Below are 7,315 nucleotides of genomic sequence, written 5' to 3'. Positions count from 1 at the left end.
CTCCCTGAAGGGGTGTATGCAGAGCCATACCGGCAATACCTCAAGCGCGTCCCACGCTCCTTTAGCTTCAAATGATTGACACCGGAAGCGAACGTTGCCCGATGGCAGCATTGTCCCGCAAAGCTGCCATCTGACCCAAGAAAACGCTGCATGATGCACGAATGACCGCTTCGACAGGCGGCATCGCAGCAAGGGGTCAGCGACTGGATGTCCGGTCTGAGCCGGTCGTGTCGGTCCGTCGGTCAGGGCGCGCAGCGGTCATTCGCTGTGCAGGCCATGAACGGCAGCGATGCGCAGGGGTCGCCATGCAATGATGCGGACCTTGTTTGGCCATAGAGGAATAACGCGCCTGATCATCAAGGGCTCGGAAAGTGCACGAACACCCCGTTGCAGCCTCACGAGGGGCGAGCCGGCGTGTCGCGCCGGTAGAGAGGCGCGAACTGTACCAGGGCTTTCCCAAGTCGCACCTGTGTCGCGCGCCGGGACGGCACTCACATGCACAGGGGACCTGTCGCTGCGTCACGATGGCGTCGAGGCAGGATGCAAGCCAAGCGGGGCCTGTCGTACCGTCGAGATCCACAAGCCCGAACAAGAAGCCTGCGATGTCCGCCGAAGAGCCCGAGCCGCGTGCGGCCAATGCAAATGACCGTCCGCCGTCGGCCGGAACACCCTTTGACGGGGCGGCGCTGCAGGCCCGGCTGCGGGCGATCTTCCCGCACGGCGTGCCGAACGTCTACCGGATGATCCTGCGCAATCCCTGGGCGATGGCCGGGCTCGTGTCCATGAAGGAATATCTGGCCGGTGGCGCGCTGACCGAGACAGAGCACTGCCTCGTGACGCTCGAGGTCGCCAATTACTGCGAGTGCAACTAATGCATCGAGGCGCTCAGCCACTATAGCGTGAACGACCTTGGTTGTGTCCGACGCGGTGGTCGATGCCACCGCGAAGGGCGAGATGACGGGCGAGCCGCGGCTCGATCTGGTGATCGGGGGGCCACGCGCACGTCTCGCGAGCCGTGGCAAGCTTGGGCGCGCTGAGCTTGCCAGCTACGAGGAGCGCGGCCCGTCTTTCCCCGAGATCCTCGAAATCATCGGCGTGATCGGCGAATACACCGTCGCCACCTTCTCGGCCAACCTCGACCGGACGCGGATCGATCCCGAATACCGCCTCGGCTGAGGCTCAGCCCGAGAACGGAAGCGTGCCGCGAAAGCAGGTGCCGGCCGGCGCCGGCGTTGAAGGCGTTGCGCACGAGGTTGAGCAGGGTGCGGTAGGTCTGGTCGAAATCGGCGTCGAGCAGCACGTCGGCGGCGGCCATGCACTCCAGCGTGGCGGCGGCCCTGTCGGGGCCTGTGGCGGTGGCGGCAAGCTCTTCCACCACGTCGGCCAGCAGGAACCGCTCGCGATCAGGCGCGGCCGGCCTGCACGGTCTGCCCGTCGCGCGTCCGGCAGGACAGCGCGTCGGAGTTCCACCGCCCTTCGCGGCGCACATTCGCGATGAAACCCTCGAGGCGCGCGAGCTCGTGGGGGTGGATGTCGGCGGGCGTCGTCGCCGAAGGTTCCTCCTCGGAATAGCCGAGCATCTCGCGGGCCGCGCCGTTGGCGCCCAGAAACCGCCCAGAGCCCGCGTCGATCAGCACGGCGGGGTCGAAATTCTCGGCCAGAACCGCGGCGGCTGGGTGGCCGGCGTGCGCCGACAGGTCCATGCCGTCTCGCCAGGGGTTGCTCACGCCGTCTCTAGGCCTGGGTATCACATCGTGACCGCGCCGCCCCGTCGGAAACAGCGTCCGCGCTCAAAGCTCCGTGAGGGTTGGCGGCCCTCAAGGCCCCGCGCCGTCGGACGTGACGCGCCGGCCTGCCCGCGCCAGCCTCACCCGCGCAGCGTTGCCAGGACCGCATCATGATCTGACAGGGGCGTGCCGGTTGCGTCAAGCGACGGCAGAAGCGCGTTGCGCAGGCAGGTCAGCCCTCTTGCACAGAGCCAGTCAAGCTTCATGCGACGGGCCGGATGCGGGGTGATCAGGCTGGGCCGCGTCGTCACGCCCGCCGGGGTCAATGACCAATCGTAGCCGCGTGCCCCGGCGCGGTCGAACAGCGGCTCGTCGCGCCAGTCATCGCCCGGTGGCGCGCTGTTGCCGGTGTTCAGGTCGCCGCCGATGATCACGGGCATATCCGGGGCGAAGCGGTCCACCCCGTCCATGAGCCGGTCGAACTGCGTTGCACGGTGGTCGGCCCGCGCATTGCTTTCAAGGTGCGTAGAGACAAAGCAGATCGGCCCGTCCGCACCGGGAAGGATCGCGGCAATCGCGTTACGCCCGCCGATACGGGGTTGGCCGGCATCGCCGCCCGCGTCCGGGGTGAACCAGTGCCCATGGTCATCGAGGCGAAACATCGTCGCGTCCTCAAAGGGTACGGCGCTCAGGATCGCGTTGCCGTGCCAGCCGAGCCTGTTGTCGTCGTCCTCGCAGAAGGAGCGCTCGGTCGCGCCGCCGAGGCCCATCTCGAAGAATTCGACCCCGAAGGCATATGCCATGCCCAGGGCGCGCGCCATGTCTTCGGTCGTGTGGCGCTGCTTGGTCCGCGCCATGCCGTGATCCATCTCTGACAGCAACAGGACCTGCGGCCCCTTGGGCGCGACATGCGCGGCACTGTCCAGTGGGAACAGACATCGCTCCAGGTTCCAGGCCAGAACCGTGAAGTCGCGGTGCAGATGCGCCAGCCCGGCCTGTCCGCCGCATTCGACCGCGTTCATCGCCGGCAGTCGGGCAAGCAGCGCGCGGTGCGCCGTGCTGGTGCGCGGGGCCGCCGATATCTCGGCGCGCTCGGCCTCGCTGAGGGGTTGCAACCGCGGCACGCGGGGCCTCATATCCGGTGGCCCGCCTCGGCATCGAACAGGCGCACCGCGCCCGGCTTGACGGACAGGCGCAACGGTCCCGGCTCGGCCGCGAATTCGTTGCCGACGTGTACTGTCACCGTTTCGGGCCCGAGTTTGCCGTGCAGCAGGCGATGGGCCCCGAGTTCTTCCACGATGTCCACCTGCATCGAGACGGGACCTGCCGGGTCGGGCAGGAAATCCTCGGGGCGCACGCCCACGATAACCTCGCCCCGGTGCGCGGTGTCGCAGAGCGCGCCGCCGTTCAGCTGCAATTGCCCCGCCTCGGCGCGGGTCCGCAGCAGGTTCATCGGCGGCGCCCCCATGAAGGCGGCGACGAAGGTGCTCGCCGGGTCGTGGTAAACCTCGGCCGGCGTGCCGATCTGTTCGATCCGGCCCGCGTTCATGACGATGATACGGTCCGCCATGGTCATGGCTTCGACCTGGTCATGGGTGACATAGATCGAGGTGACGCCAAGCCTGCGTTGCAGCGCCTTGATCTCGATCCGCATCTGATGGCGCAGCTTGGCGTCGAGATTGGACAGCGGCTCGTCGAAGAGGAACAGCGCCGGGTCGCGCACGATCGCGCGGCCCATGGCGACGCGCTGGCGCTGCCCGCCCGAAAGCTGGCTGGGCTTGCTGTCGAGGTGATCGCGCAGGTTCAACAGCGCCGCGGCCTCGTCCACCTTGGCGGCGATCTCGGCCTTGGGAATGCCGCGGTTCTTCAGCCCGTAGCCGATGTTCTTGCGCACGCTCATGTGCGGGTAGAGCGCGTAGTTCTGGAACACCATGGCGATGTCGCGGTCGGCCGGGTCGATCGCGTTCACGATGCGCCCGGCGATGGACAACTCGCCCGAGGTGATTTCTTCCAGCCCCGCGACCATGCGCAGAAGCGTGGATTTGCCGCAGCCCGACGGCCCCACGAGCACGGCGAACTCGCCCTGCTGGATTTCGAAATCCGTCGGCTTGAGTGCCTCGAACCCGTTCGGGTAGGTCTTGCCGATGTTGCTGAAGTGAACCTGTGCCATGTTTCTTGCCTATTTGTCGGATTCGGTCAGGCCCTTGACGAACCAGCTCTGGAAAAACACCACCACCAGCACCGGCGGCACTACCGCCACCAGCGCCAGCACGTTCGAGCGGCCGAATTCGGGCACCACGGCCCCTTCGAGCACCTGAACGATCTGCTTGATGCCGCGCACCAGCGTGTACATGTCCTCGTCCGTGGTGATCATGGTGGGCCAGAGATACTGGTTCCAGCCGTAGACGAACATGATGATGAACATCGCCGCGATCATCGTCTTCGACAGCGGCACGAGGATATCGACGAAGAACTTGACTGGCCCCGCACCGTCGATCCGTGCGGCCTCGACCAGTTCCTCGGGGACCGACCGGAAGAACTGCCGGAAAAAGAAGGTCGCCGTGGCCGAGGCGATCAGCGGGATGATCAGTCCCTGATAGGTGTTCAGCATCCCCAGACGCTGCACCACCTCGTAGGAAGGCAGGATGCGCACCTCCAGCGGCAGCAGCAGCGTCGTGAAAATCAGCCAGAAAGCCAGCGTCGCAAAGCGCAGGCGGAAATAGACGATCGCGTAGGCGGCCGTCATGCCGATCACGATCTTGCCAACCGCAAAGCCGATGCCGAGGATGAAGCTGTTTTTCAGCATCGACATGCCGGTGTTCTCGCCCGAAAACCCCGAGGCCTGCAGCATCGCCTTTTCCAGGTTGTCGCCGAACTGGTCGCCGATCTTGAGCGACGGGCCGGTCTGGATGATCTCGGTGTCGGGGATCGTGGTCATCTGCAGGAGCATCAACAAAGGCAGCATCAAAAACAGGCTGCCCGCGATAAGAACGGCGTGGTCGATGACGGTCGACAGTTTCGGTTTGCGCATGGCCCGGGCCTCTCAGGTATAGTGAATGCGGCGTTCGAGCAGCCGGAACTGGAAGACCGTCAGCGCCAGCACCAGGACCATCAGGATAACCGACTGCGCCGAGCTTCCGCCCAGGTCATTGCCGCGGAACCCGTCGACGTAGACCTTGTAGACAAGGGTCATGGGATTGTTGCCCGGCTCGCCCTTCACCACCGTGTCGACGATGCCGAAGGTCTCGAACAGCGCGTAGGTGATGTTGATGATCAGCAGGAAGAACCCGGTCGGCGCCAGCAGCGGGAAGGTCACGTCCCAGAAGCGGCCCGAGGCCGAGCGATTGTCGATCAGCGCCGCCTCGCGCACCGAGCGCGGGATCGACTGCAGCGCCGACAGGAAAAAGATGAAGTTCACCGGCACCTGTTTCCAGACCGAGGCCAGGATCATGGCGAAAGCGGTGTCGTTGAAATTCACGCCCACCATGTAGGTGTGGCCGAACAGCGCGAAGAGTTCGGTCAGCGGCCCCCAGCTCTGGTTGAACAGGATGACGGCGATGAACCCGGCAACCGGCGGGGCAACCGCGTAGACCCACATCAGCAAGGTCCGATAGGTCTTGGCCCCGCGCAACACCTTGTCGGCCTTGACGGCCAGAAGCAGGGCCAGCGCCAGCGAAAAGACCGTCACCAGAAGGGTGAAGGTCAGGGTGAAGACGGCGACCCGGCGATATTCGGCACTGCCCAGCAGGTTGGTGTAATTGTCCAGGCCGACAAAAGTCGACCCGAAGCCGAAAGGGTCCTGCAGAAAGAACGAGGAGTGCAGCGCCACGATCGCCGGCCAGTAGAAGAAGATCGCGATGATGGCCAGTTGCGGCACCAGAAGCAGCACCGGCAGCCAGGGCGTGGAAAATCCCGCGCGTTTCATGAGGGGGTCTTTCTGATGAGGGTCGGGCGGCCATCTTCAGATGGCCGCCCGTTCGGTGTGTTGCGAAAGGGGTCAGCCTTGCGTCTTGGCGAAACGTTCGAGCAGCTGGTTGGCCTCGGTCTCGATCGTCTGGAAGGCCTCCTCGACGCTGGTCTCACCGGTCAGGATGCGGCCGTACTCGCGGTTCATCACGTCACGGATCTGCACGTAGAACCCCATGCGATAGCCGCGCGTGTTCTCGCCCGCGGGCAGCGAAAGCTGCTGGATGCCCACTTCGGCGGCCGGCATGCGGTCGTAGTGGCCATCTTCCTGGGCCAGCTCGTAGGCGGCCTCGGTGATCGGCACGTAACCCGTCTCCTTGTGCCAGAAGTACTGCGTCTCGGGCGACGTCAGGAACTCGAAGAACTTCGCGGTGGCCGCGTTCTCTTCGGCGGAATGACCCGACATGGCAAACAGCGCCGCGCCGCCGATGAAGGTCTGCTTGGGTTCGGTCGTCACCGCTTCCCAGTAGGGCAGGAAGGTGGCCGAGAAGTCGAAGCCAAGGTCCTTCTGCGCCAGGCCGCCGAAGGAGCCGGACGAGCCGAGCCAGATCGCGACCTTGCCTTCCTCGAAGGGGGTCTGGTTGTCGCCCCAGCCGGTGCCGTACCACTTGAAGTAGCCCGCGTCCTGCCAGTCGGTCAGGGCGGAGAAATGCGCCTTGAGGGCGTCGTTGTTGACCAGGATCTCGGTGTCGTTGCCGTCATAGCCGTTGTCGTTGGTGGCGAAGGGCAGGTTGTGGCGCGACATGAAGTTCTCGGTAAAGATCCACGGCAGGTGCGATTGCGCCAGCGGGATGTAGCCGGCCTCGGCCAGCGCCGGGGCCGTCGTCTCGGCGAACTCTTCCCAGGTCTCGGGCGGGGTCACGCCGGCTTCGTCCAGCGCGTCCTCGTTGTAATACATGATCGGCGAGGACGAATTGAACGGCATGCCGATCATCTTGCCGTCGCTGTCGGCATAGAAGTAGCGCACGCCCGAGATGTAGTCCTCGATGTCGAAGTCCACGCCGTTCTCGGCCAGCAGGTCCTGCACCGGGATGGTCGCGCCCTCGGCGCCGATGACGGTCGCCGCGCCGGCGTCGAAGACCTGCATGATGTTGGGCTGTTCGCCCGCACGGAAGGCGGCGATGCCGGCGGTCAGGGTTTCCTCGTAGGTGCCCTTGAAGACCGGGGTCAGCACGACCTCGTCCTGCGAGGCGTTGAAGTCCTCGGCGATCGCGTTGACGGTTTCGCCGAGCGCGCCGCCCATGGCGTGCCAGAGATCGATTTCCGTCTGCGCGGTGGCCGCGCTGGTCAGCGCCAGGGTGGCCGCGACGCTGGTGAGAGTGATACGGGACATTGCTGTTCCTTCCATTGAACATATCCGAGTGGTCGAGATGACGTTGGTGCGGCGCGGAAAGGGGACTGCTGGTCGTGGGTCCCGAAAAGCAAGACCACGCCGCATCAGCAGACGCCGACCCGAACCCAACGCACCCACTGGAGGTGGACGCGGCACGTAATGCTGATTTGAAAGTAATGCGAAGGTATTGTGACGACCGCGTCGCGCAGGGCTGGCGCGCGGATGATACGCTTTGCTCTTCCGCTCGAACGATGCGGGGGCGTCTTGACGGTTTACGCAGGGTCCCGGA

General features: G+C 65.2%; 8 protein-coding genes. 2 read left to right on the top strand and 6 right to left on the bottom strand.

Translation table 11 applies throughout. The features are described 5' to 3' along the window. Positions 1 to 602: 602 nt before the first annotated feature. Entirely contained in the window at positions 603 to 872 is a 270-nt protein-coding gene (locus BU124_RS14285) for a hypothetical protein (RefSeq protein ID WP_084864241.1), read from the top strand. A 43-nt stretch (positions 873 to 915) separates the two neighbouring features. Continuing rightward, positions 916 to 1,176, top strand: a complete 261-nt coding sequence (locus tag BU124_RS14280) for a hypothetical protein (protein ID WP_084864240.1) — start codon at positions 916 to 918, stop codon at positions 1,174 to 1,176. 227 nt (positions 1,177 to 1,403) lie between these two features. Here the strand turns inward: BU124_RS14280 and BU124_RS14275 are convergent, their stop codons facing one another. The 6 genes from BU124_RS14275 to BU124_RS14250 all read right to left on the bottom strand — a co-directional run bounded on the left by BU124_RS14275 (position 1,404) and on the right by BU124_RS14250 (position 7,026). Beyond that, complete coding sequence (locus BU124_RS14275) at positions 1,404 to 1,727, bottom strand: PAS domain-containing protein (protein WP_143530022.1); 324 nt, start codon at positions 1,725 to 1,727, stop codon at positions 1,404 to 1,406. A gap of 140 nt (positions 1,728 to 1,867) precedes the next feature. Continuing rightward, positions 1,868 to 2,851 carry an endonuclease/exonuclease/phosphatase family protein gene (locus BU124_RS14270; RefSeq protein ID WP_342743750.1) on the bottom strand — a complete coding sequence of 328 codons (984 nt, stop codon included), beginning with the start codon at positions 2,849 to 2,851 and terminating at the stop codon, positions 1,868 to 1,870. An 8-nt stretch (positions 2,852 to 2,859) separates the two neighbouring features. Next, complete coding sequence (locus tag BU124_RS14265; RefSeq protein ID WP_084864237.1) at positions 2,860 to 3,897, bottom strand: ABC transporter ATP-binding protein; 1,038 nt, start codon at positions 3,895 to 3,897, stop codon at positions 2,860 to 2,862. A gap of 9 nt (positions 3,898 to 3,906) precedes the next feature. Continuing rightward, positions 3,907 to 4,758, bottom strand: a complete 852-nt coding sequence (locus BU124_RS14260; RefSeq protein WP_084864236.1) for an ABC transporter permease subunit — start codon at positions 4,756 to 4,758, stop codon at positions 3,907 to 3,909. Positions 4,759 to 4,770: 12 nt separating this feature from the next. After that, on the bottom strand, positions 4,771 to 5,652 hold the full coding sequence (locus BU124_RS14255) for an ABC transporter permease subunit (protein ID WP_084864235.1): 882 nt from the start codon (positions 5,650 to 5,652) through the stop codon (positions 4,771 to 4,773). 72 nt (positions 5,653 to 5,724) lie between these two features. Further along, complete coding sequence (locus BU124_RS14250; protein ID WP_084864234.1) at positions 5,725 to 7,026, bottom strand: extracellular solute-binding protein; 1,302 nt, start codon at positions 7,024 to 7,026, stop codon at positions 5,725 to 5,727. Positions 7,027 to 7,315: the final 289 nt, after the last annotated feature.

This window comes from Salibaculum halophilum, from assembly GCF_002094885.1.
GTDB classification, from domain to species: Bacteria; Pseudomonadota; Alphaproteobacteria; order Rhodobacterales; family Rhodobacteraceae; genus Salibaculum; species Salibaculum halophilum.
Note: the sequence above shows the minus strand (reverse complement) of the source record. Positions and strands in the feature narration are given on the sequence as shown.